The organism is Neorhizobium huautlense, from assembly GCF_030811685.1.
GTDB classification, from domain to species: domain Bacteria; phylum Pseudomonadota; class Alphaproteobacteria; order Rhizobiales; family Rhizobiaceae; genus Neorhizobium; species Neorhizobium huautlense_A.
The window spans coordinates 166269-190382 of sequence record NZ_JAUSRF010000002.1 but is presented as its reverse complement, the minus strand read 5'-3'; the positions used below and the strand labels follow the sequence as shown (position 1 = coordinate 190382).

The following is a 24114-nucleotide window of genomic DNA, read 5'->3' as shown; positions in this document are numbered from 1 at the left end:
GCCGGTTACGAACGGTCAGCGCTGGCGGGCGCCGTCTGCGTATTGCCTTCAGCCTCCGCCGTGGTGGCTCCCGGCACCTTCACCTTCATGTCTTCCGCCATGAACTGTGTTCCGGCCGCAACCACCGCTTCACCGGGCTTGACGCCCTCAGCGATGCGCACGCCGTCATCGGTGAAACCGGCAACGGTCACGATGCGCGAATGCACGGTGCCCTTGGCCTTGTCGACGATCCAGACGATCTTTTTGCCATCCTTTTCGGTGACGGCAGCAAGCGGCACGGAATAGGCGGCCACCGCGCCATCGGTGCGGGCGGTGATCATGCCGGTCATGCCCAGCCGCAACTGCTCGTCATCCGGCAGACTGACACGGACGGCAAAGGTGCGCGACTGGGTGTTGGCGCTGCCCGCAACCTCGCGCACCTTGCCTTCAAGCGTCAGGTCCCGATAGGACCAGAAACTCGCCGACACCGTCTTGCCCGGACGGAACTGGGCGATGTCGTTTTCCGGCACCGCGATCTCGATTTCCTTTTCGCCATCGACGGCCACGGAAATCACCGGCGTGCCGGCGGAAACCACCTGCCCCGCTTCGGCGCTGACGGCGGTGACGATACCGTTCACATCCGACTTGAGTTCCGCATAGGCCACCTGATTGCGGGCCTGTTCAAGCGCCGAGACGGCAGACTGGCGGGCCGACAGTGCCTGGTCGGCGGCGAGCACGCTCTGCTCGAGCTCCGCCTGCGGCGCGATGTTCTTGGAGGCAAGGTTTTCAGCACGACGACGGGCCAGCGCGGAAATCTCCACCTGCTTTTCGGCGGATGCCAGATCCGCCTCGGCGCGGCGCACGGCCAGTTGCAGATCGACCGCATCGAGACGCGCGAGAACCGTGCCGGGCGTCACCCGTTCGCCGACATCGACCAGCCTTTCGGTGATTTTTCCCGCCACGCGAAAACCGAGATCCATCTGCTTTCGCGCCCGCACAGAGCCGGAATAAACGAGGGCCCGGCCTTCATCGGCAGCACCGATTTCGGCAATCTTAATCGGCCGCAAAACTTCTGCAGCTTCAGGCTTCTTCTCTTCCGAACACCCGGCAAGAAGGACGAGCGTGGACGCCAGGGCAAAACCGATGGACAATTTCGAAAACGACGACATGACCGCACTCCCATGCGATTGAAACCCGGCGCACCTGCCCCTCCAGGGATCAGCGCAGCGCCCTGACAGCGAATTCAACAAGATCTTCCGGCGTTGCGTGCCGGCGTTCTGCAAGACAATCTGCAATGATCTGAGGGTGGCACAGCGACACAGTCGCCTGCATGAAACAGTCCGATGCGATTTCGACATCCTGCTGGCGGAACTCGCCGGCCTTGATGCCCTGATCGATCAGCTCCGCGACAAGGACGCGGATCCGCTCGATATGCTCTTCAATCACCTTCCATTGCTGCTCGATGGCCACAACAACCATTTCGTGCACTTTATTCTCATGCAACATGGTTTCAAGTGTCATGCGATGCTGGCCAAGCGCGTAAAGGCGCAAGCCCTCGGCGGCTGTTTTGCCGCTGCGGACATTGGCAACCGCCAGATCATAACTGGCAGCCAGCATGCGCCGGGCCAGCGCCTGATGGATCTCCGCCTTGGAGGCAAAAAATCGGTAGATATTGGCCGGCGACATGCCGAGTTCCTTGGCGATATCGGCCACATTGGTCTTGGTATAACCGTAGTGCCGGAACAGCCGTTCGGCAGTGTCCAGAATGCGCGTAATATTTTCCGACCGCACATCGCCCGCGTGAGAAGGGCCTGCCTGGGCGTTTGCGACGGCATGACCGGCCTGAAGACTGTCGCTCATGTCTGCTCCATTACGACTGACGAATTTTAATTTTCGTCAGTCGTAATTCGACATCACGCCTTTGTCAATTCCTCGGCAACCCTTTCCGAGGAATTATCGGATTCGGAACCAATTCCGTATTAGAGTATTCTTGTGAGATCTTGAGGGAGCGACGGGACGACCATGAATCTGGCCAAGGGCCATCCGGCAATGCTGACGAGCGACGGGCTCTACCAGACGCTTCTGGATTCCATCACCGATTACGCCATCTACATGCTGGATGCAGACGGCCACGTTTCGACGTGGAATTCCGGCGCCGAGCGCATCAAGGGATATAGCGCCGAGCACATTATCGGCCGACATTTTTCGCTCTTCTATACCGAGGAAGACCGTACGCGCGGGGAACCGCAGCGCGCTCTGGCGACGGCCCGCCGTGAGGGACGTTTCGAAAAGGAAAGCTGGCGCCTGCGCAGCAATGGCAGCCGCTTCTGGGCACATGTCGTCATCGACGCGATCCATGACGACAATGGCCATGTGATCGGTTTTGCCAAGATCACCCGCGATAACAGCGAACGCATGGAAGCCCAGAAGGCGCTGGCAAAGGCCCGTGAGGAGCTGTTTCAGGCCCAGAAGATGGAAGCGATCGGCCAGCTGACCGGCGGCGTCGCCCATGATTTCAACAACTTGCTGATGGCGATCATGGGCAGCCTCGAAATGCTGCGCAAGCGCCTGCCGGAAGACCCTTCGCTGCTGCCACTGATCGACAATGCCATTCGCGGTGCCGAACGCGGCGCGGCGCTGACCCAACGCATGCTGGCCTTCTCGCGACGGCAGGAACTGAACGTGTTGCCGGTAGATGTCCCGAAACTCGTATCCGGCATGCGCGATTTCCTGAAAAGTTCGCTCAGTCAGACGCTGACCATCGAGACCGATTTTGCCGACAACCTGCCCTATGTGCAGACCGATCCGAACCAGCTTGAAACTGCGCTGCTGAACCTCATCGTCAATGCCCGTGATGCCATGCCGCAAGGCGGCACGATCACCATTTCGGCGACACCGCAGGATATCACCGAAACGGATGGGCGGCTGAAACCGGGCCGCTATCTCTCAATCAGCGTCAAGGATGATGGCGAAGGCATGGACGCCGAAACCTTGGCGCATGCGACCACACCTTTCTTCACCACCAAGGGTGTGGGCCGTGGCACCGGGCTTGGCCTCTCCATGGTGCAGGGCCTGATCGAACAATCCGGCGGCGCGCTCAGCATAGAGAGTGCGCGCGGCGCAGGCACGACGATCTTTCTCTGTCTGCCGGTCGCCGGTGAGGACGAGGAAATCCTCGAGCCCGAACTGCCGCTGATCCTGCCGGAAGAAATCAGCCGCCCGCTTACCATTCTTGCCGTCGATGACGACGCGCTGGTACTGATGAACACGACGCTGATGCTGGAAGACCTCGGCCACACCGTGATCGAAGCCTATAGCGCAACGGACGCATTGTCGGTGATCAACAGCGGCGAAAATCTCGACCTCGTCATCACCGACCATTCCATGCCGCAGATGACCGGCTCGGAACTGGCACAGGAAATCGCAAGATTGCGCCCCACCCTGCCGGTGATCCTGGCGACCGGTTACGCCGAACTGCCGGCCGGCTCCGACCAGCAACTGCCGCGTCTGGCAAAACCCTTTACGCAGGCGCAGTTGAAAGAGATCGTTGGTACGGCGACACATTGAACCAATGCCCGCCTCCTCGCGTTGATCTGTCGAGAGACAACCAAGGAGGAACGGTCATGGTTTTCAAACCGCCGATGTTTTACGACAAGGAACCGACGATCGAGGTGGAGAACCCACCCGCCGCCGAACTGGAAACCCGCGTCGCCGACGCACTCGCCACCAATTTCGGTGTCGATGCCAGCGATGTGACAGTGGTGGCCGACGGCACGCAGATCACGCTGACCGGTACGGTGCTGGATGGCGCCGAGATTTCACGCGCGACAGAGGTTGCGGCCTGCGTGGATGGCGTCAGCGAAGTGCGCAATTTCATCCGCAGCGGCGGATTTCTGCATTAGGCGACGCCTATCAAACCGGCGGTGTCGCCCTTTGCGCGGCGGCACCCAATATGCCGAGCAAGGTGATCACGAAGGCAATGTAATTCAGCCTTGAAGCGGAATAGGAAGCCACGGCCGCCGGTCCGCGAATGAGGCGCGTCGCGAAATAAATCACGCTATGCGTCACATAGAAAAAAACGAGCGGCCCGAAGAAGAGCTGGCCGACGGCCTCCCCCCAGTTTCCATCTGAAGCCATCTTCGCTGCCGCCACCGCATTGAACAGAACGGCGACCACAAGCAGGATGGAAAAACAAATCAATTGGTGCATAAAACCCCCGGTAAGTACACAGGCCACACCATCATGACCTGACGACACAAAGAAGCCGGGAAGCATCCCGGCTCCTTTCCTGTGCAAACTTCCCCTTACCGCGGCAACGCATAGGCGATCACATAATCCCCCGGCTTGGTGCCGACCGAGCCATGTCCGCCCGCCACCATCACCACGAACTGGCGACCATCTTCCACCGCATAACTCATCGGTGTCGCCTGACCACCGGCCGGCAGCCGTGCTTCCCAGAGCTGCTGACCATTGGTGAGATCATAGGCACGCAGGTAATCGTCGACCGCAGCACCGAGGAAGGCGACGCCGCCCTTGGTGATCATCGGGCCGCCGATACCGGGCACGCCGATCTTGAAGGGCAGCGGCAGCGGCGTCATGTCGTAGACCGTGCCGTTCTTGTGCTTGTAGGCCGTTTCGCCGGTGCGCAGATCGACGCCGGCGACATAACCCCAGGGCGGCGCTTGGCAGGGAACCTGCAGCGGCCCGAGGAACGGCCCCATCTTGACGCCGTAAGGTGCGCCATCATTGCGGTTCAGGCCCTGTTCGCTGCCCTTTTCGCCCTGTCCCTTCGGCGGGATCTGGTCGCGCGGCACCAGTTGCGAAGTAAAGGCGAGATAGGTCGGCATGCCGAACATCACCTGCCGTTCCGGATCCACCGCGACACCACCCCAGTTGAACGTGCCGAAATTGCCGGGATAGATGATCGAGCCTTCCAGCGATGGCGGCGTATATCGGCCATCATACCGCAGCGAATGATAACGGATGCGGCACACCATCTGGTCGAACATGGTGATGCCCCACATGTTGCGCTCTTCCAGTTTCGGCGGCTTGAAGCTCAAACCCGAGGTCGGCTGGGTCGGCGCGGTGAAATCACCGGCAATAGCACCTGTCGGTGCAGGCTCTTCGGTCATCGGAATGATCGGCTCGCCCGTGCGGCGGTCTAGCACATAGATATCGCCCTGCTTTGTGGGGCCAACCAGCGCCGGCACCGTGCTGTTATCGGCCTTTTTCAGGTCGATCAGCGTCGGCTGCGCCGGTACGTCCATGTCCCACAGGTCGTGATGCACGAACTGTTTGACCCAGCGGTCAGCGCCGGTATTCAGATCGAGCGCGACGATCGACGAGGAATATTTCTCGACATGTTCGCTGCGGCCCATGCCAAGCTGGTCGGGCACCTGGTTGCCGAGCGGGATGTAAACGAGGCCAAGCGCTTCATCGACGCTGAACACGGACCAGCTGTTGGGCGAGTTGACGCTGTATTTCTGGCCTTCCGGCAGCGGCGTCGTCTGGCTCGGATTGCCGCTATCCCAGTTCCAGATCAATTGCCCCGTATTGACGTCGAAGGCGCGGATGACGCCCGACTGCGACTGGGTGGAATAGTTGTCGTTGACGGCGCCGCCGACAATGATCTTGTTGCCGGCAATGGCGGGTGGCGAGGTAGAGTAATAATATCCGGCCGGGTTATACGGCATGCCGGTTTCCAGTTGAAGCGTGCCCTTATCGGCAAAACTTTCGCAAATCTGGCCGGTGCCGGCATCGAGCGCGATCAGGCGGGCATCCGAGGTCGGCAGATAGACACGGGCGGCGCATTGGCTGCCGGCGGCGGCTGCCGTATCGGCATAATAGCTGACGCCACGGCAGGTCTGGTGCTGACGGTCCGGGTTGAGGCCGACATTCGGGTCGAATTTCCAGATCTGCTTGCCGGTGGTTGCATCCAGCGCGATCGCCCAATTGTGCGGCGTGCAGAGGAATAGCGTGTTGCCCACTTTCAGCGGCGTCACCTGATAGGTGGTCTCGCCGACATCGTCCGGCAGTTTCACGTCGCCGGTCTGGAAACGCCAGATTTCGGTGAGCGACGCGACATTTTGCCTGTTGATCTGGTCGAGCGGCGAATAACGCTGGCCGTAAGGCGTGCGACCGTATTGATGCCAGTCGCCCGGAGGCACATTGCCGCCAAGGTTCGGCGCTGCCGCAACAACCTCTTCCGGCAGATTACCGGACTGGTCATGCGGATGGAACATCATCGACACCAGCGCCACAAGCACGGCAATGCAGACGGAAACGGCGAGCGGCCGCACGTCGGCGCCATACCGGAAACCGGTGGTGGGGCTGGAAAAACCGAGCGGCCTGCGGATCCATGGCGTCAGCAGCCAGATGCCGAGCACGATGATGACGCCACCACGCGGGCCAAGCTGCCACCAGTCGAGCCCGACCTCCCACACAGCCCAGCCGAGCGATCCGAGAATGATGGCCGCATAAAGCCACAGCGCCAGCGGCCGGCGCATGAACAGCAAAATGGCGGTGAGAACGAATGCGATGCCGGTGATGAGGTAATAGGCGCTGCCGCCGATCAGCATCAGGTGACCGCCACCGGCGGCCAGCGCGATCCCGATCAGAGTGAAAAGGATCGCGGTAATGGTGATCGCCATGTCGGCCCCCTGCTGGAATAGCGGTAACTGTTTTTGCAAATTGCGCAGTTCTGCCGCCCGTCAACCCGACAGGCGGCAGAAATTTCAGCAGCAGCTTATTCGATCACACCACAGGCCAGCCGGTCACCGGCGGCACCGGAAGGCTGCGTCTTGTAATCGTCCGGCTTGGCGTGAACCATCAGCGCGCGACCGACAATGCCCGCCTCGCCCTTGTCGAGCGTCACCGCATCATTGATCACCTGCGCTCTGAGCACGCCATCGGCACCGACATACTGGTTGGGCATGTCACCGGCATGCGGGCCGTTGGCGGCCTCATAACCGTGTTCCTTGCCATCCGGATTGAAATGCCCACCGGCGGATTCATGATGCGAGGCGGCATCGCAGGTGCCGGTTTCATGCACATGGAAAGCCACCCATTGCGAAGCGGGCAGGCCCTTGATCTCGACATTGATCAGCACGCCCGCCGGCGTCGTGCTCAAATCCGCCTTGCCGGCATCCTCTCCCTTGGCACCGACGAATTTTGCCGTGCCCGTGCCCGTAGTGGTGGCGGGCGCCACCTGATCGGCGGCAACCGCAAAAGTGGCGCTGGAAGCCAGAGCGATGGCGGCAAAGGTTGCGATGGTTTTCATGGTGTCTCTCCCTGTTGTTATCGGACGACGTCCGTCAGACGTGGGTCGCCTCGTCTTCGTTGTCCTCGCCCAGTTCAGCCAGGATCTGGTGGCGGGCGCGGTTGAGGCGGCTTTTCACCGTGCCGACGGCGCAATTGCAGATTTCGGCAGCGGATTCGTAACTTTCGCCAAGGATCGCCACCAGCGTCAGCACTTCGCGATAATGTGGAGGCAGTTTCTGCAGCGCTCGCTGCACTTCCTTGGCGCGTGCCGCCACTTCCTGCGAGGCGGCGATCGGTGTGTCGCCGGAGACGTTTTCCTCCAGCCCCGGAGCCTCGCGGCCCAGCACCTTGGCGCGGGTGTAAAACGTGTTGCGCATGATGGTGAACAGCCACGACTTCAGCTTTGTTCCTGGCTCGAATTTGTCGAGATTGCCGAGCGCCTTCATCAGGGTTTCCTGCACGAGGTCGTCGGCATCGGTGGGATTACGGCAGAATGTTCGGGCGAAGGCACGAAGTGCGGGGATCAGCCGGACGATATCGGCGCGTGCAGGATCACTTTTCAATTGTGATTCAGACACCGGGGCGCACCTCTTGCAAAAACTCGACTACGGGATTGACGGGTGCAAACGTCCGCCTGCCGCATTTGGTTCCGCTGGCGGATGACGCTGTCGCATTCGCGCATCAGCCGCAGCGCGAATTGACCGCACGCCCTGCTGCATGGGTGCTTTGCACAGGCCGAGCATTGACTCGGGCCGCCATTCTGCGCTTTCGAATAATTAAACATGTGCCCCTAGGATGAGGCGCTTGGGAGCGATCCAAGAGGCGAGAATGACGAAAGACAGCACGCTTGTTCCCGAAGAACCCGCAACCCTCGGCAGCCGGGTAACGCAGGAAGTCGCCGTTCTCCTCACCGAGATCGAGAAGGAAGACGTGCCGGACCGTCTGCTGAAGCTGGCACAGGACCTGCAAAAGGCGCTTCACGACAAGCTGGCCGACAAGGCCTGACCCTACACGACGGCTCCAACATTTTCCCTTTCGTACGGTTCCGGACAAACGGGAACAATCCGACATCCTGCCGGTTTCTTGGCGGTCGATCAAACGCGACAATTCCGCAAGATCACCCGAGAAAACCAGGAGGACGCCCGTTATGGCAACGACGAAGACGTTGGAAGATCTCTTTTACGAAACCCTCAAGGACATCTACTACGCCGAGCGCCAGATCGTGAAGGCGCTGCCTAAAATGGCCCGCGGCGCACAGGACGAAAAGCTGAAACAGGCCTTTCTCACCCACAAGGAAGAAACCGAAGGCCAGATCGACCGCCTGAAGCAGGTTTTCGAGATCATCGGCAAACGCGCACAGGGCAAGACCTGCGATGCGATCGAGGGCATTCTTTCCGAAGGCGAGGAAATCCTGGACGAGTTCAAGGGCACGCCCGCCCTCGATGCCGGTCTGCTTGCCGCGGCACAGGCTGTAGAACATTACGAGATCAGCCGTTACGGCACACTCGTCGCCTGGGCAAAGCAGCTCGGCATGAAGGAAGCCGCAGCGCTTTTGGCCGAAACACTTGCCGAAGAAAGCAAGACCGACGAGGCACTGACCACGCTTGCCACGAAGGCCGTCAATTCCGCCGCGAAAAAGGCCGCATAATCCAGTTGCACCGCAACATGAAAAGGCCCGCCAACGGCGGGCCTTGCCTTGTCGGATACGATGTCATCCAGATGTCTTTTCAGGGGCGTATCTGGGGATAAGGCGTCGTCACGTTCTGGTCGCAAGGAGCCATTCCGCCATCAAGTTCCTGTCGGCGGAAAACCGGTTTTTGCAGTCTGTGGCGATCGCGTTCGGCGTGCAGATGCGCGGCTTTCAGGCATAGGGCATAGCTTGGATAGGATGCCGACGGCATGCCGCCGATCACGTAAATCCAGCCGGTCGAGTGTGGCAGTATATCGAAGTAGTTTTGCATAACAGATCTCCTCCCGATGCTCGAACGAAGAGATCTGAAAAAGGTTCCGGCAAAAAAAGAAGCACCGCACAAAAATTTGCCTTGCGTAACGGAACTTTTGCGAGTGTCATCTGTTGTGACAATCGGGCGAACGGAGACGTAATCATGGCGGAATCCGAACACGAGTGGATCAGTAAGCGTGCCTACGCGTTGTGGGAAGAAGAAGGTTATCCGACAGGCAAGGATAACGAACACTGGGACAGGGCGCGGCAGGAATATCTGCTGTTTGCACCGCTCGGTGTGACCAAGGGTCTGCCGAAGGGCAAGAAACCCAAGGCCAATGGTGCGGCACCAGAAAAGGTCGCAGCGAAAAAGCCTGAAGCCGTGGCGAAGACGGCAAAGCCGAAAGCGGCGAAAGCAGATGCCAAATCGGTAGATGCAAAGCCGGCTGCGGCCGAACCCAAACCTGCACCGGCCAAATCCGCGCCGGCAAAGCCAGCTGCAAAAGCCGCCAAGCCGGCAAAAGCCAAGGCGATTGCCGCCGAAGCAAAACCGGCTGCCAAGACCAGATCCAAGAAGCTCACCGCGAAATAACACGGTGCCGGCTCTTCTAGTACGCATGGCGCTGCCGCGGAGGCCTCCGCGGCAAACGCATTGTTATGTCTTTATTCGACGAGTTTTGTTGTGAAGCAATGGTTTCGTTTACCTTATGCGTGGAACCTTGAGGTGGACGGCGACGCCCCTTCCCGAGCAGGTCTCAGGCACGTCCGCATGAGCCCCTGCAGGCAGGCATCGAAGGGGCTGCTCATGGGAGGCGGGCATGACCTTTAATGCACCTGTAACCTTCGAACAGGCCGGTTTTCGCGACAAGGCGCGCGGCGCCATCGTTGCACGCAAGAATGTCGGCCGAACGAGCGGCCAGCTGTTTCGTAAGGGGGAAATGCAGTCCATGCGCGTGCTTTCAGTGACATCCGAGGTTTTTCCGCTGATCAAGACAGGCGGTCTCGCAGATGTCACCGGTTCGCTTCCCAAGGCACTCCTGCCTTTCGGCATCGAAACGACGACGCTCGTGCCGGGTTATCCCGCTGTCATGCGCGAGATCGGTAACCACGTACCGCTGCTTGTGTTCGAGGATCTGCTGGGCGAGCGCGCGTCGCTGCTGCATTCCAAAGTTGGCGATCTCGATCTTTTCGTTCTCGACATCCCGACACTCTATGACCGCCCCGGCGGCCCTTATGTCGATGCTTCGGGCAACGACCATGCCGACAACTGGAAACGGTTTGCAGCACTTTCGCTTGCCGGCGCCGAAATCGCCGGTGGCATCCTGCCCGGCTGGCTGCCGGATATCGTCCATACCCACGACTGGCAATCGGCGCTGACCTCGGTCTACATGCGCGAAAAAGGCTGCAAGACACCGGTCGTGCTCACCATTCACAATCTCGCCTTCCAGGGACAATATGCGGCAGATCTGCTGCCGTTCATGGGCCTGCCGGCCAGCACGATGTCGATGGATTGTCTCGAATATTTCGGCGATATCAGCACGCTGAAGGGCGGGCTGCAGACGGCGGATGCGATCATCACCGTCAGCCCCACCTATGCCCGCGAAATCCTGACGCCGCGTTTCGGCATGGGTCTCGACGGCGTGCTGAACGAACGCGTGACCATCCTGCGCGGCATCGTCAACGGCATCGACATGGATATATGGGATCCGGCCACCGACGAACATATTCCCCAGACCTATGACAGCACCAGCCTGCGCCGCAAACGTGCCAACCGCAACGCCCTGCTCGACCATTTTGACCTCGACCGTGGTGACGGGCCGATCTTCTCTGCCGTCAGCCGCCTGACATGGCAGAAGGGCATGGATATGCTGGCCGATACGGCCGACGAGGTGATCTTCAAGGGCGGTCGCATCATCGTGTTCGGCCAGGGCGACCACGATATCGAGCAGAAGCTGCTGGAAACCGCCGCGCGTTTCCCGGGTCGCATGGCCGTGCATATCGGTTATGGCGAACCGACAGCCCATCTCATCCATGCCGGCTCGGATGCCATCGTGCAGCCGTCGCGTTTCGAGCCCTGCGGCCTCACCCAGCTTTACGCCCTGCGCTATGGCTGCGTGCCGGTCGTGTCGCGCACCGGCGGGCTTTCGGAAACCATCATCGATGCCAATGACGCGGCGATCTCCGCCCGCGTCGCCACCGGTTTCCAGTTCCATCCGGTCAATACCGATGGCCTGCGGCTGGCGCTGCGCCGCACGCTGGATGCCTATGCCGACCCCCGCAGCTGGGCCCGCCTGCAGAACCAGGGCATGAAAACAAAATTTTCATGGGAACGCAGCGCCGAGCAATATGCCAATGTCTACAACAGTCTCGTGCGCGGCACGACGACCAGCGATAACAATACCCGCCGTCAGGTCTACTGACGGCGGGCCCGGCGCCGGGCTCGCTTGGTGCGCATCTCGGTGATCGGCAGGCTGGCGGATGGACGATTTTCCAAGGCCATGAAAAGCCGCAGCAGCAGAAACAGCGGCAGCGCCACGATGGCAAGAATAATGCTGCCTTCATGGACCGAAGTCCTGTCCACCCAGATCTCGACGCGAGCCGGACTGCCAAAAATGCCGACCAGCAGCAGCACTGTGCCCAACACGGCGATGGCGACGGCAATGATGCCACCCAGCCAGCCGAGCGAAAGTTTTTCACTCCATTCGAGCAGCACCGCCCCTACCCCGCCGCTTGCAAGGATGAACCCGAGCGTGATCAGATAACTGCGCAGGAAGAGGGTCATGGATCATCCTCATGGCCGCGCCCCGTCAGCTGCTTCCGGATGTGACGGGCGTTCACATAAACGAGGCAAAGCCAGCTGATCGCATAACCCACCGCGCAAAGGGCCATATAGGCGAACAATCGACTGGAAAGTCCGTACCATTGCATCTGCTGCGCAGCAAAACCCGACAGCATCAGAATGACGATTACCACCCAGAATGCGGCGGTAATTTTCCACGGCATCGAAAACTGACGCGAGCCCCCAAGAGAAAACACGGATTTCTGCTTGTTTTTGCCGGCGGTTATGATGCGTCTCCTTCGCGTAAATCTTGGCGAGGGTGATCGCAAAATAAGGCGGGTCAATCAACCCGCCTTACAAGAAAGAAATATTCGACATATTCCGCAAACGTCTTCCTCGGGCCTGTCCCGAGGATCTGATCACACTGCCACGAATTCGACGCAGCAGATGCTCGGGACGGGGCCCGAGCATGACGGCAGTAGAGTGTCTCACGGCCTCCGGAAAAGCACCAGACTTCGGCCTTCCAATTCAAAATCCTTTTCCTTGGTGATCACCTGACCACGTTTGGTCACATCCGCCGTGGTCAGTTCCAGCACCCAGCCGCCCTCGCCGAATTGCGGGATGCGGAACGGCACCGTGCCTTCGAACGGATTGAACAACATCAGCACATCGTGCCAGATGCCCTCTTCTTCCTTGAGGTCGCCACGACCGAGATAAAGGCCGATGGTCGAGCCTTCTTCCCATTGTTCCGCCGTCTGGAAACCACCGCCGGCATTGAACCATTTCACATCCAGCCCGTCGCGCCAGTTTTCGCGGCGAAGCAGCGGCTGTGTCTGCCGGAGACGGATGAGCTGGCGCGTAAACTCGCGCAGCTCCTCGCAGGTCTCCGGCAGGTCCTCCCAGTGGACCCATGAAATATCGCTGTCCTGGCAATAACCGTTGTTGTTGCCCATCTGGCTGCGGCCGAATTCATCACCGGCAAGCAGCATCGGCGTGCCATGTGAAAACAGCAGCGTGGCGAGGAAATTGCGCTTCTGGCGCTCGCGCACCGCATTGATGCCCTCGTCCTCGGTCGGGCCTTCCGCGCCGTAATTGTAGGAGCGGTTATCGCTATGGCCGTCGTTATTGTCCTCGCCATTCGCCTCGTTGTGTTTCTCGTTGTAGGAAACGAGGTCGTTCAGCGTAAAACCATCATGGGCGGTGACGAAATTGACGCTGGCCCACGGACGGCGGCCGCGCTGGTCGTAAAGATCGCCGGAACCGAGCAGTCGTGCGGCGAAATCGGTCGGCACGTTGTCGCCCTTCCAGTATTCGCGCACCGTATCGCGATATTTGTCGTTCCACTCAGCCCAGCCCGGCGGGAAACCACCGACCTGATAACCGCCGGGACCGATATCCCAGGGCTCGCCGATCAGCTTTGTTTTAGACAGGACCGGATCCTGCATGACCGCATCGAAGAAACCGCCGCGCTGGTCAAACCCTTCCGGCTCGCGGCCCAAAATGGTGCCGAGATCGAAACGGAAACCGTCCACATGCATATGTTCCGTCCAGTAGCGCAGGCTATCCATCACCATCTGCAAAACGCGCGGATGCGAGGTGTTCACCGTGTTCCCGGTGCCGGTATCGTTGATGTAATACCGGTGCTGGTCCGGCAGCGTGCGGTAATAGGAAAAGTTGTCGATGCCCTTGAAGGAGAGTGTCGGGCCAAGCTCGTTGCCTTCGGCCGTGTGGTTATAGACCACGTCGAGAATAACCTCGATGCCGGCATCGTGGAAGGCGCGCACCATGTCGCGGAAACCGGCAATGCCGTTCGGGCCGTAATACCGCGAGGCCGGGGCAAAGAAGCCGATAGAATTGTAACCCCAGAAATTATTGAGGCCCTTGTCCAGCAGATGCTGATCCTGCGGGAATTCGTGGATGGGCATGAGTTCGACAGACGTGATGCCGAGGTTCTTGATGTAATCCACGGTCGCCTTGTGGCCCATGCCTTCAAACGTGCCGCGCAGGTTTTCCGGGATCGCCTTGTTCAGCTGCGTAAACCCTTTCACATGGGTTTCGTAGACGATGGTCGCTGGCCATGAAACATTCGGCGAGGCATCCTTGCCCCAATCGAAACCGTGAGGGTCGATGACCTTGCATTTTGGCGTATAGGGCGCGCTATCGAGCTCGTTGAATGTGAGGTCCTTGTCTTCGGCGAGAAGATCATAGGCAAAATGTGCCTCGTTCCACTTGAACTCGCCCACCAGTTCGCGGGCATAAGGATCGAGCAGCAGCTTGTTGGCGTTGAAGCGGTGGCCGGCTTCCGGGTCGAAGGCGCCGTGAACGCGGTAGGCGTAAAGCTGGCCGGGTTTCAGGCCCGGCACATAACCATGAAAGATCTCGTTGGTATATTCCGGCAGTGTCAACCGGGCGATCTCGTGGGTACCGCTATTGTCGAACAGGCACAGTTCGACGCGTTCGGCATGGGCGGAAAAGATCGCAAAATTCGTGCCCTCGCCATCGAAATTGGCGCCGAGCTGGGTCCATGATCCTGCCGTGATCTCGAAATTCTTCACTGTCATATCCATGCCGCGCCACTGAGGGTTAAGATGAGGGTTGAAGGTTCGGCGCAGTAATGATGCAGCGCGGCATTTCGTTCCCTCCTGGCACACGGAAATATGGCAGGTGATGCCCAAAACCTTCCCTCGCTCCAACTCTCCTCTATGTGCGAAGCATGAGCGCACACGCGACAGGAGGAATTTATGCCCGCACTTTCCCCGGAAGAACTGGAAGGCCGCCTCAATGCTCATCGCGAGCTGATGATCACCTGGCTGGCGGCGATGATGGGTGGCGAGGAAACCACGAAAGCCTTGCTGCACAGGCTGACCGAGGACGACACCTTCAAGGATCATGAAGAGGATCCGGGCATTGCACCGGGCGAAGGATTTGCCATCGAAACGGCGGCGGCGCGCGAAAGCCGGTCCATTCTTGAGGCCGCCCGTGCGCGCATGAAAGCGCAGCTGGCACTGGACGGCGCTCAATAAGCTTCCGGACACATATATGGCAAATGTGTGGAACAGAAATGCGCGATCCTCGTTCTTTACTTCACAGTCAGGGAGTAAAAAACAATGACCAAAGAATGGTTCGAAGCCGCCAGTGTCGTTCTTGCAGTTGCCATGTGCGCCATGCTGGTCGTGCCGATCTGAGCGCCGATCCGACACATAAAACCTGCCGACCGTGAGCGGTCTTTTTTAGCGAGATCGCTCCACCGTTCCGATGGAACTTATCCCCACGCCCATGGTTAGCTCTTCATGGAAAAGGTTTCCTTTCGGGAGCAAGACCTTTTCGGGCGACGGGAGAAACACGATGACCCATATTTTGTGGAGACTGAGGCGTCTCTTTACCATTGCTCGGGTGCGGCAACCGGTGAAAACCGGGCTGGGCACCAATCCGGGCCACGAGCCTCATGTGGTCGTGCCGGAAGCTGTCGAGCTTCCGCTGCCGCGATCCCCTCGGGAAGAAATGAGCGTCCCCGCCTCGATCAACGGACGCGATCTTTCCACCGGCCGCCTGTGACACCACGGGCTTTGAACACGGGTAAGGGCCGCAACAGACAACAAAAGGAGAATTGCATGACACAGATCGATTCCGCGCGCATCCTGATCCTCGCGACCGACGGCTACGAGCGCTCCGAACTGCGCGTGCCGCTCGATGAACTGAGGAACATGGGCGCCGATGTGAAAATCGCATCGATCAAGACCGGCCAGATCAAAAGCTGGGACGAGACCGACTGGGGCGACAGCGTCACGGTCGATCTCGAGGCCGCCAATGTCAACGCCGCGGAATTCGACGCGCTGGTTCTGCCCGGCGGGCAGATCAACCCGGACAAGCTTCGTGCCGACCAGAACGCCATGAAGGTGGTGCGCGATTTCGTGCGGAGCGGCAAGCCGGTGGCGGCCATCTGCCACGCGCCCTGGCTGCTGATCGAAGCCGATGCGCTGCGTGGCCGCAAGGCAACCTCCTACCATTCGATCCGCACCGACGTGAAAAATGCCGGCGCATCGTGGAAGGATGAAGCAGTGGTGGTCGATAACGGCATCATCACCTCGCGCTCGCCGGATGACCTGCCCGCCTTTGTCGGCAAGATTGTCGAGGAAGTGCAGGAAGGGCTGCACAGACGCGCTGCCTGAGGCTGTTTGGCATGGAATGAAAGAGACGCTCGCCAGTTTTTTGGCGGGCGTTTTTTCTTTCGAGAGCCCTCAAAAACGGCCTTCATACTCGGGGAGCGTCCCGAGCGTCCGCCGCGGCGCGTTTTATGGCGGCCGGGTTAGATCCTCGGGACAAGCCCGAGGAAGACGAGAGAGGGAGACCTCCGCTACTTACTATTCGCTACTCAGTATTCACTTCCTCATCCCACAAGTTTCAAAAACGCCAGCAGCCGCCGCTCATCAGCCTTGAGACCACTCGTCTCCTTTTCCAACAGTTTTGGCGTCGCCATGATCTTTTCGAGCGGCGACACATCCTCTGCCAGCGCCAGAATGCCCGGATGGATGTAACTCGAGCGGCATACTGCCGGCGTGTTCTGCAATTCCTGCGAGGCAGCCGCCGTCAGCATTTTTATCTTCACGGCTTCATCGTCCGCCACTGCCTTCCAAGCCGCCATGAAGGCGGCAAGGCTGCCGCCCCAGGTGCGAAAGGTTTTGGCCGAAATCGGCAGGCCAGAGGCGGCCGCGAGATAGGCATTCAGCCGCCCGCTGTCTATGCCGCGCGGCACGCCGTCCTCGTCCGGCCAGGAAAACAGCTGGCGGCCCGGCAGATCGGCAATGGTTTCCAGAATGCGTTGCAGTCGTGGATGGCGGATCGTATGGCTGACGCGCTTGCCGCCCTTGGCGGTGAATTTCAGCACCATGCTGTCATCTGACAGGACCATGTGCCGTTTCAAAAGCGTGGTTGCGCCATAGGTCTTGTTTTCCTTGGCGTAAGCGCGGTTGCCGACCCGCAGATGCGTGGCGTCCAGCAGCGCCACCAACGCGGCAATCACCGCCTGCGGACCGACAAGTCCTTCGCCAAGATCGCGTTGCACCTTGCGGCGTATTCTCGGAAGCGCCTCGGCGAAACCGATCATCTGATCGTATTTCAGTTCGCTGCGAAACGATTGCCAGTCGGCGTGGTAGCGATACTGTTTTCGCCCACGGCTGTCGAAACCGGTGGCCTGCAGATGACCGCTCGGATCGAGGCAGATCCAGACGTTTTCATAGGCCGGCGGCAGGCCAAGCGCGCCGATGCGCAGCTTGTGCACCTTGTCCGATAGATGAGAGCCATCCGGCAGCTTGTAGCAAAAACCCTTGCCGCGCCGCAGACGCCGGATGCCCGGCGCGCTGTCGCTGACATAGGTCAGGCCGATGGTGGAAAGAATGGCAAGCCCTTCGCCGGGCTCGGATACGGAATTGGATGAATACGCGTCCATGCGCGCTGAACGGCGATATCGCCCTTCCGGTTCCGTCACGTTTCCGTTCGGTACGGTGGCGGCGAAGCCGAGGCTCTATGCCAGTCACTCTATGCCAGTCGGGCAGCCTCGCGCTTGCGGTCTTCCGCCGTGCGCTCCAGCTGATCGCGGGGTGCCGTCAGCGTCCAGCGGAAACCTTCGACGGGGTATTCGGCATCCGCCCGGCCGCCAAAGGCAGCAGCGGCATGGCGTTTGATGATCGTCGTGCCGAAACCGGTGGCGGACGGTGCGCGCACCGGCGGGCCGCCGCTTTCTTCCCACACCAGCCGCAGCGTCCGTTCGCCGCTTTCGGTTGCGACATCCGACCATGAAATCCGCACCCGACCGTTCTGCGAGGACAGGGCACCATATTTCATCGAATTGGTCGTCAGTTCATGCAGCACGAGGCCGAGATTCTGCACCGCCTCCGCCTTCAGTACAAAATCCTCGCCGCGCATATCCACCCGATCCAGCGTTTCGGAGAAGTTGGACAGATGGATTTCGACGACACGGCGCATCGGCACACCGGCCCATTGTTCGCGCGCAAGAGCCTCGATGGAGCGGCCCAGGCCCTGAAGGCGGGTGCTGATCGCCTTCTGGAACTCCTCCATCGTGGTATCCTGCCGCGCCAGCTGGCGCATCATCGCCTGGATCAGCGTCAGGATGTTTTTCGTCCGGTGCACGAGTTCATGCAGGATCAGATGAATGCGGTCTTCCGCCTGGCTGCGGTCGAAGGAGGCGTTGGAGAGCGCGATCGCCACATGATTGGCTTCGATGATCCTGGTTTCGACCGGCGAGACGATCTCACCCTTGCCGATGCGATCTGCCATCTCGGAGATCTGGCGGATCGGCACGCGCAACTGCCGGGCAACCAACCACGCAAAACCGAAGCCGATCAGCAACAGAAGCGCACTGCCGGCGATCAGGTAACGCCATGTGCTCAGAATGCTTTCCTGCGCAGACGCAATCGGTCCCCAGACGATCACCCGCCAGGATGAATCCGGATGCGTGTAATACCCGTACATCTGGCGCGGCGACCCGCCGACATCCTCGATCGTGCCGTTCTGGCCGCGCATCAGCGACAGCATGCTGGCCGGAAACGGGCTTGCCGCCGTCAGTTCGGTTGCGCCATCGGCCACCACGACCTTGCCTGTCTGGTCGACGATGGCCACCGACCAGTCCTTCGGCAGACCTTCTGTCGACAGCACGTTCTTGAGGTCGGCAACATTCTGCGTCAGGATCAGTGCGCCGACATCGCCGCGCATCTCCTTGGGCAGCGGCAGGGTGACGTTGAACACCCAGTTGCCGCTGGTGGCGCCGCGAAACACTTCCGACACTTCCGTGCGACCCGAACGAAGGGCGGAGGTCAGCGATGGAATATTTCCCATCTTGCCGAGCGCGGTTTCGAACGGCACGCGGGTATTGAGAAGAAGCTGCCCGTCTTCAGCCACCAGAAGCGCATAAAGCGACGTTCCGCGCAGACTGTTTTGCGTGCGGCGGTGAAACGCTTCCAGTTCGCCGCGCTCGATCTCCGGTGAATTGCCAAGCAGACGCAGCGTCGTTGCCATGTCGCGCAACTCGCGATCGATGGCGCGGCCGAGCATCTGCGCGTCTTCCGCCGTTTCGCCGTTGAGTTTTTCGCGCTCGCTATGCTCCAGCTGGAACATCAGGAAGATGACGAAGGCGAGAAGCGGAAGTGCGATGACGGCGGCAAACGCGATCAGATAGGCACCGATGCTCGCCTTGGGGAACAGGTGCGAAAACCTACCCATGCGATACGCTCAACTCTTTCGAGTCCTGCGAATTTTTCGCGGCCCCCGCCAACTGCATTTCGATAATCCCGACCCTCGTCCCGTCCAAAGAGGTTAACGCCTTCTAACCGAATTCGAGCTCGAGGCCAAGTTGGATTGTGTGCGATGCTCATGAAATCGAAATTTTCGTCCGGAATAAACCTATAATTTAAAAGGCTTTTTAGCGATCTCCCGGTTCACGCCCGCTCATAAATGCAAAAGGGAAGCCGCAGTATAACCGGGCTTCCCATGATAAAGAGCAAATACAGAAAAGACTAAAGTCGCAGCCCGCTCTGCGGATCGAAGACGACCGCCTTGTCGAGATTGAAGGCAAAGCGGAATGTATCACCCGCCTGGCAGGATACTTCCGCGCGGGTGCGGGCGGTAAAATGTTTGCCCCCGAGTTCGGCCGTGACAAAGGTATCGGAACCGGTCGGCTCGGTCATGATCACGGGCGCCTCGATCTGGGTCACCGAGCGCGCCTGCGGATCGGCCAGGCCGGTATCGGTGATCGCTTCCGGGCGCAGGCCGAGCAGAACCGACTGCCCTTCGCTCAATGCACCGGCGGCCACCGTCGGCGGAACCGGCACGGTGATCGACTGGTCGCCGAACAGCGAAATGCGGGCCTCAGCGCCGGTGCCGACCACCTTGCCATCCAGCATGTTCATGGCCGGAGAGCCCATGAAATCGGCAACGAACAGGTTGGCCGGAAGATTGTAGATTTCCGCCGGCGTGCCGATCTGCTGCACGGTGCCTTCCTTCAGCACGACGATCTTGGTCGCCAGCGTCATCGCCTCGATCTGGTCGTGGGTGACGTAAACGATGGTGGCATGGGTGTTCTGGTGCAGCGACTTGATTTCGGCACGCACTTCGACGCGCAGTTTCGCATCGAGGTTGGACAGCGGCTCATCGAACAGGAAGACACGCGGCTTGCGCACCAGTGCGCGACCCATGGCGACACGCTGGCGCTGGCCGCCGGACAACTGGCTCGGACGACGGGTCAGCAGATGTTCGATCTGCAGCGTCTTGGCCGCCACTTTCACCGCCGCCGCGCGCTCATCCTTCGGCACGCCGCGCATTTCCAGCGCGAAAGCAATATTCTCTTCCACCGTCATGTTCGGATAAAGCGCATAGGACTGGAACACCATGGCGATGTCACGCTGCGACGGATGCAGGTCGTTGACCACCTGACCGTCGATGACGATATCGCCCGAGGTCAGCGGCAACAGGCCGGCAATGGCGTTGAGCAGCGTGGACTTGCCGCAGCCGGACGGGCCGACGAGAACGAGAAACCCGCCCTTTTCCAGCTCGATATCGATGCCCTTGAGGACTTCGACATTGCCGATCTTCTTGCGCAGGTTCCTGATTTCAAGAAAGCTCATTGTGTTATCCCTTGACTGCGCCGGCCATCAGGCCACGCACGAAATAGCGTCCGGCGACGATGTAGACGAACAGTGTCGGCAGCGCCGCGAACACCGCAGCGGCCATGTCGACATTGTATTCTTTCACGCCGGTGGAGGAGGCAACGAGGTTGTTGAGCGCCACCGTCATCGGCGAGGAACCGCCGGATGAGAAGGACACACCGAACAGAAAGTCGTTCCAGATATTGGTGAACTGGTAGATGACGGTGACGACGATGATCGGTCCCGAGGTGGGCAGCAGGATGCGCCAGAAGATGCGGAAGAACCCGGCACCATCCATCATCGCCGCCTTGATCAGCTCGTCCGGAAACGCCTCGTAATAGTTACGGAAGAACAGCGTGGTGAAACCGAGGCCGTAGATCACGTGGACGAAGACAAGGCCGGTCGTGGTGTTGGCGATGCCCATCATGCCCAGCATGCGCGCCATCGGGATCAGCACTGCCTGAAACGGGATGAAGCAGGCAAACAGCATCATGCCAAAGATGATCTTGTGGCCCGGAAACCGCCATTTTGTTAGCACGTAGCCATTCAATGCGCCGAGAAGCGTCGAAATGATCACCGCCGGAACCACCATCTTGATGGAGTTCCAGAAATAGCCCTTGATGCCGGTGCAGGTAACACCGATGCAGGCTTCGCCCCATGCCTTGGTCCAGGCCGCGATCGATGGCGAGGACGGCAGCGACAGCATGTCACCGCCACGGATCTCGTCGAGCGATTTCAGCGACGTGGTGAGCATCACATAAAGCGGCAGAAGATAGATGGCGGCGAGCAGGATGAGCAGGCCATAGATCACCACGCGGGCGGTTTTTGCCGAGCCGCCGCTGACGGTTTCTTGGACAGCGCCGCTCATCAGCGTTTCTCCCTGAGTTCGGAATAGAGATAGGGAACGATGATCGCCGTGATGCCCATCAGCATCATCACCGCACTGGCCGAGCCGACAGCCATCTGGCTGCGGGTGAACGTGTAGGAATACATGAAGGTGGACGGCAGTTCGGTGGCATTGCCGGGGCCGCCGCCGGTCAGCGCAATCACGAGGTCATAGGATTTGATCGCCATATGCGCGAGCACGATGAAGGCCGAGAGAAACACCGGGCGCAGCATCGGAATGATGATGCGGCGATAGATCTTTGTCAGCGGCGCGCCATCGATCTGAGCGGCCTTGATGATCTCGCCATCAATGCCGCGCAAGCCCGCCAGAAACATCGCCATGACGAAACCGGAGGCCTGCCAGACACCGGCAATGACGACGGTATAGATCGCCATGTCCGGGTTCACCAGCCAGTCGAACTTGAAACTCTCCCAGCCAAGATTGTGCATGGTGTTTTCGATGCCGAGGCCGGGATTGAGAAACCATTTCCAGGCCGTGCCGGTCACGACGAAGGACAGCGCCATCGGATACAGAAAGATCGGCCGCAAGATGCCTTCGGCGCGGATGCGCTGGTCCATCAGTATGGCAAGGCCAAGGCCGATGGAAATGCAGATGCCGATATAAAGCACGCCAAAGATGGCGAGGTTTTTCATCGCCATGTACCAGTTCGGCTGCGACCACAGGCGCACATAGGCATCGAAGCCGACCAGTTTATAGACCGGCAGGATGCGCGAATTGGTGAAGGACAGATAGACGGTCCACAGGATGAAACCGTAGACGAACAGCAGGATCACCGCGAAGGATGGCGCCAGTACGAGCTTTGGAAGCCAGCCGCGCAGGCTGTCGGCAAAATTTCGGCGCGGCGGTGAAGCAGTGGCCGGTTCGATTGTGGTCATGATGATCTCCGGCAGAGTTCGGATAGGCCGCATGTCATTGATACAGAAAGGTTATTCACCCGGCGCCAAACATTCTGACTGTTGCATAGTGCTTTGCGACGGCGCCGCTTGCTCCCGATGATCTCCCCCCTTGAGGGGGAGATGTCACCGAAAGGTGACAGAGGGGGGTGCGTTACGGTGCAACAGATGGTTCGAAAGCGGCATTTGCGCCAGAATTACCCCCCTCTGCCCTGCCGGGCATCTCCCCCTCACGGGGGGAGATCGGCAGGATGCATCCGTTCAGTCCGTCCACAGCCTTCCAAGGAGAGGCGGCAATGACAAACGGAGCTCACCCCGCAGCCCAATCACTTCGCAGCAGCAACCGCTTCCGGCAGACGCTTCAACGCCGTGGCCGTATCGATCTGGCCGTTCAGGTGCTGGGTGATGACGTCGAACACGGCTTCCTTGACGGCGCCGGGCTGGGCGTAACCATGGGCCAGCGAACCGACCAGCGTGCCGGCCTTGGCGGCATCGGCAACATCCTTGATGCCCTTCTTCCCGCAATCGTCGAACTGGTCGCCGGGCACGTCGGTACGGGCCGGGACAGAACCCTTGACGGTGTTGAAGGCGATCTGGAAGGCCGGATCCTCGACAGCAGACGCAAGCTTCATCTGCGCGTCGCGCTTTTCCTCACCCACATCGAACATCACGAACTGGTCGGCGTTGAAGAGAACGTTACCCTGCGTGCCGGGGAAGCGCATGCACACGAAATCGGTGCCCGGCTTCTTGTCGGCGCGCAGCCATTCGCCCTTCGACCAGTCACCCATCTGCTGGGCGCCGGCCTTGCCTTCGATGACGAGGGCGGTGGACAGGTTCCAGTCACGACCGGAGAAGTTCGGGTCGAAATAGGTGCGAAGCTTCGACATCGTGTCGAAGACCTGCTTCATCTGGTCGCCCGAAAGAGCGGCCGGATCGAGGTCGATGACGGCCTTCTTGTAGAAATCCATGCCGCCGGTGGAAAGAACGACGGATTCCCACAACGTGCCGTCCTGCCAGGGCTGGCCGCCATGGGCGAGCGGGGTCAGGCCCTGTTCCTTGAACTTGTCGAGCAGCGCGATCAGCTCTTCGATGTTGGCAGGTTCCTTGCCGCCGGCCTTGTCGAAGGCGGCCTTGTTCAGCCACAGCCAGTTGGTGGAGTGAACGTTGACCGGAGCGGCGATCCAGTGATCGTCGTACTTCGAAAATGCCTGCAGCGCTTCCGGAATGACCTTGGCCCAGCCCTGCTTTTCAGCAAGTTCGTCGAGATTGCCGACAACGCCCTGTTCGGCCCAATCGCGGATGTCGAAACCGAGCATCTGCACAGCGGTCGGCGGATCACCGGAGGTGACGCGGGCACGAAGCGCCGTCATGGCCTGAACGCCGGAACCACCGGCAACCGGCATGTCCTTCCAGGAAACGCCTTCCTTGGCGAGATTTTCCTTCAGCACGTTGAGCGCTGCGGCTTCACCGCCGGCAGTCCACCAGTGCAGGACTTCAACTTCTTCCGCAGCTTTTGCCGAACCGGCAGCCAATGCAATGAGTGCAGCACCAGCAGCGAGGCTGGCGAAGTTACGCATATTCATGATGTCTCTCCCTCAAATCCGGGCTCCTCTCCGGATATGCAAATTTATAACGATACAACTACGGTAGGTGTCAACCCGTCATTTGCAGTTTGTCAACGAATGTACATATTCATT

At 59.8% G+C, this 24114-nt stretch carries 25 protein-coding genes; 9 read left to right on the top strand and 16 right to left on the bottom strand.

Annotated features, from left to right (window positions below):
• Positions 1–5: 5 nt before the first annotated feature.
• On the bottom strand, positions 6–1148 hold the full coding sequence (locus J2T09_RS03505; protein ID WP_306831141.1) for an efflux RND transporter periplasmic adaptor subunit: 1143 nt from the start codon (positions 1146–1148) through the stop codon (positions 6–8).
• A gap of 49 nt (positions 1149–1197) precedes the next feature.
• Positions 1198–1839, bottom strand: a complete 642-nt coding sequence (locus J2T09_RS03500) for a TetR family transcriptional regulator (RefSeq protein WP_306831138.1) — start codon at positions 1837–1839, stop codon at positions 1198–1200.
• Positions 1840–2001: 162 nt separating this feature from the next.
• On the opposite strand from J2T09_RS03500, the gene J2T09_RS03495 reads away from it, so the two are divergent.
• Positions 2002–3546 (top strand): PAS domain-containing sensor histidine kinase, encoded by a 1545-nt coding sequence (locus J2T09_RS03495; RefSeq protein ID WP_306831136.1) that lies wholly within the window; start codon positions 2002–2004, stop codon positions 3544–3546.
• A 56-nt stretch (positions 3547–3602) separates the two neighbouring features.
• Complete coding sequence (locus tag J2T09_RS03490; RefSeq protein ID WP_306831134.1) at positions 3603–3881, top strand: BON domain-containing protein; 279 nt, start codon at positions 3603–3605, stop codon at positions 3879–3881.
• Positions 3882–3891: 10 nt separating this feature from the next.
• On the opposite strand, the gene J2T09_RS03485 is transcribed toward J2T09_RS03490, so the two are convergent.
• The 4 genes from J2T09_RS03485 to J2T09_RS03470 form a co-directional block, all read right to left on the bottom strand.
• Positions 3892–4254 carry a hypothetical protein gene (locus J2T09_RS03485; protein ID WP_306831132.1) on the bottom strand — a complete coding sequence of 121 codons (363 nt, stop codon included), beginning with the start codon at positions 4252–4254 and terminating at the stop codon, positions 3892–3894.
• A gap of 29 nt (positions 4255–4283) precedes the next feature.
• Positions 4284–6629, bottom strand: a complete 2346-nt coding sequence (locus J2T09_RS03480) for a glucose/quinate/shikimate family membrane-bound PQQ-dependent dehydrogenase (protein WP_306831130.1) — start codon at positions 6627–6629, stop codon at positions 4284–4286.
• A gap of 95 nt (positions 6630–6724) precedes the next feature.
• Positions 6725–7258, bottom strand: coding sequence for a superoxide dismutase family protein (locus J2T09_RS03475; RefSeq protein WP_306831129.1), 534 nt, complete (start codon positions 7256–7258; stop codon positions 6725–6727).
• Positions 7259–7292: 34 nt separating this feature from the next.
• Positions 7293–7817 (bottom strand): sigma-70 family RNA polymerase sigma factor, encoded by a 525-nt coding sequence (locus J2T09_RS03470; protein ID WP_306831127.1) that lies wholly within the window; start codon positions 7815–7817, stop codon positions 7293–7295.
• Positions 7818–8067: 250 nt separating this feature from the next.
• On the opposite strand from J2T09_RS03470, the gene J2T09_RS03465 reads away from it, so the two are divergent.
• Together J2T09_RS03465 and J2T09_RS03460 are read left to right on the top strand one after the other, a co-directional pair.
• On the top strand, positions 8068–8244 hold the full coding sequence (locus J2T09_RS03465; RefSeq protein ID WP_306831123.1) for a hypothetical protein: 177 nt from the start codon (positions 8068–8070) through the stop codon (positions 8242–8244).
• Between the two features lie 142 nt (positions 8245–8386).
• Positions 8387–8887, top strand: a complete 501-nt coding sequence (locus J2T09_RS03460; protein WP_306831121.1) for a YciE/YciF ferroxidase family protein — start codon at positions 8387–8389, stop codon at positions 8885–8887.
• Positions 8888–8966: 79 nt separating this feature from the next.
• Here J2T09_RS03460 and J2T09_RS03455 read toward each other — a convergent pair whose 3' ends face one another.
• Positions 8967–9200: a hypothetical protein gene (locus J2T09_RS03455; RefSeq protein ID WP_306831119.1), complete on the bottom strand. Its 234-nt coding sequence runs from the start codon at positions 9198–9200 to the stop codon at positions 8967–8969.
• A 144-nt stretch (positions 9201–9344) separates the two neighbouring features.
• On the opposite strand from J2T09_RS03455, the gene J2T09_RS27560 reads away from it, so the two are divergent.
• A complete protein-coding gene (locus J2T09_RS27560; protein WP_373458362.1) occupies positions 9345–9773 on the top strand; it encodes a DUF2934 domain-containing protein in 429 nt (142 codons plus the stop codon).
• A 355-nt stretch (positions 9774–10128) separates the two neighbouring features.
• Positions 10129–11601, top strand: a complete 1473-nt coding sequence (gene glgA / locus J2T09_RS03445; RefSeq protein WP_306831665.1) for a glycogen synthase GlgA — start codon at positions 10129–10131, stop codon at positions 11599–11601.
• Here glgA and J2T09_RS03440 read toward each other — a convergent pair.
• The 3 genes from J2T09_RS03440 to glgX all read right to left on the bottom strand — a co-directional run bounded on the left by J2T09_RS03440 (position 11595) and on the right by glgX (position 14521).
• On the bottom strand, positions 11595–11963 hold the full coding sequence (locus J2T09_RS03440) for a hypothetical protein (protein WP_306831117.1): 369 nt from the start codon (positions 11961–11963) through the stop codon (positions 11595–11597). The two genes, glgA and J2T09_RS03440, sit on opposite strands and share 7 nt — an antisense overlap.
• Positions 11960–12217, bottom strand: coding sequence for a hypothetical protein (locus tag J2T09_RS03435; protein WP_306831115.1), 258 nt, complete (start codon positions 12215–12217; stop codon positions 11960–11962). The genes J2T09_RS03440 and J2T09_RS03435 overlap by 4 nt, the downstream gene beginning before the upstream one ends.
• 231 nt (positions 12218–12448) lie before the next feature.
• Positions 12449–14521, bottom strand: coding sequence for a glycogen debranching protein GlgX (gene glgX / locus J2T09_RS03430; RefSeq protein ID WP_306831663.1), 2073 nt, complete (start codon positions 14519–14521; stop codon positions 12449–12451).
• 180 nt (positions 14522–14701) lie between these two features.
• On the opposite strand from glgX, the gene J2T09_RS03425 reads away from it, so the two are divergent.
• The 3 genes from J2T09_RS03425 to J2T09_RS03415 all read left to right on the top strand — a co-directional run bounded on the left by J2T09_RS03425 (position 14702) and on the right by J2T09_RS03415 (position 16129).
• Positions 14702–14983 (top strand): hypothetical protein, encoded by a 282-nt coding sequence (locus J2T09_RS03425; protein WP_306831113.1) that lies wholly within the window; start codon positions 14702–14704, stop codon positions 14981–14983.
• A 322-nt stretch (positions 14984–15305) separates the two neighbouring features.
• On the top strand, positions 15306–15515 hold the full coding sequence (locus J2T09_RS03420; RefSeq protein WP_306831111.1) for a hypothetical protein: 210 nt from the start codon (positions 15306–15308) through the stop codon (positions 15513–15515).
• Between the two features lie 56 nt (positions 15516–15571).
• Positions 15572–16129: a type 1 glutamine amidotransferase domain-containing protein gene (locus tag J2T09_RS03415; protein WP_306831109.1), complete on the top strand. Its 558-nt coding sequence runs from the start codon at positions 15572–15574 to the stop codon at positions 16127–16129.
• Between the two features lie 218 nt (positions 16130–16347).
• Here J2T09_RS03415 and J2T09_RS03410 read toward each other — a convergent pair whose 3' ends face one another.
• The 6 genes from J2T09_RS03410 to J2T09_RS03385 form a co-directional block, all read right to left on the bottom strand.
• On the bottom strand, positions 16348–17406 hold the full coding sequence (locus tag J2T09_RS03410; RefSeq protein WP_306831661.1) for a DNA topoisomerase IB: 1059 nt from the start codon (positions 17404–17406) through the stop codon (positions 16348–16350).
• A gap of 89 nt (positions 17407–17495) precedes the next feature.
• Complete coding sequence (locus tag J2T09_RS03405) at positions 17496–19196, bottom strand: sensor histidine kinase (protein ID WP_306831107.1); 1701 nt, start codon at positions 19194–19196, stop codon at positions 17496–17498.
• Positions 19197–19489: 293 nt separating this feature from the next.
• A complete protein-coding gene (locus J2T09_RS03400; protein WP_306831105.1) occupies positions 19490–20596 on the bottom strand; it encodes an ABC transporter ATP-binding protein in 1107 nt (368 codons plus the stop codon).
• 4 nt (positions 20597–20600) lie between these two features.
• A complete protein-coding gene (locus tag J2T09_RS03395) occupies positions 20601–21485 on the bottom strand; it encodes a carbohydrate ABC transporter permease (protein ID WP_306831103.1) in 885 nt (294 codons plus the stop codon).
• A complete protein-coding gene (locus J2T09_RS03390) occupies positions 21485–22399 on the bottom strand; it encodes a carbohydrate ABC transporter permease (RefSeq protein ID WP_132271361.1) in 915 nt (304 codons plus the stop codon). Before J2T09_RS03390 ends, J2T09_RS03395 begins: the two co-directional genes overlap by 1 nt.
• 344 nt (positions 22400–22743) lie before the next feature.
• Positions 22744–23994, bottom strand: coding sequence for an ABC transporter substrate-binding protein (locus tag J2T09_RS03385; RefSeq protein WP_373458373.1), 1251 nt, complete (start codon positions 23992–23994; stop codon positions 22744–22746).
• Positions 23995–24114 lie beyond the last annotated feature (120 nt).